The sequence below is a fragment of the Pseudomonas sp. Kh14 genome, from assembly GCF_900291005.1.
GTDB classification, from domain to species: domain Bacteria; phylum Pseudomonadota; class Gammaproteobacteria; order Pseudomonadales; family Pseudomonadaceae; genus Aquipseudomonas; species Aquipseudomonas alloputida.
The window spans coordinates 1-244 of the sequence record NZ_OLKJ01000253.1 but is presented as its reverse complement, the minus strand read 5'-3'; the positions used below and the strand labels follow the sequence as shown (position 1 = coordinate 244).

Below are 244 nucleotides of genomic sequence, written 5' to 3'. Positions count from 1 at the left end.
GATGTGGCTTCTGCGCCGCTAGAAAAAATCGAAGAAAGACGCGGTACAGCGGGTGATTTATACGTGCTAAAAATCGCGGGTGCAGCGTCTGAAAAATACGATGACTTTGACCAAATTGTGGCAGTGACTGAACGCGCTCGCGACTACACCCGCTCAATTGGCGTGGCATTGTCGGCGGGCTCAGTACCACAAACCAATACCTTTAACTTTGAACTGCCAGATGATGAGCTAGAAATTGGTATGG

Annotated in this window: 1 protein-coding gene; it reads left to right on the top strand. The window is 49.2% G+C overall.

The genetic code is table 11. The features are described from left to right. Positions 1 to 244 (top strand): dihydroxyacetone kinase subunit DhaK (locus FQ668_RS28025; protein WP_144180846.1); only part of this gene is annotated, 244 nt, incomplete at both ends.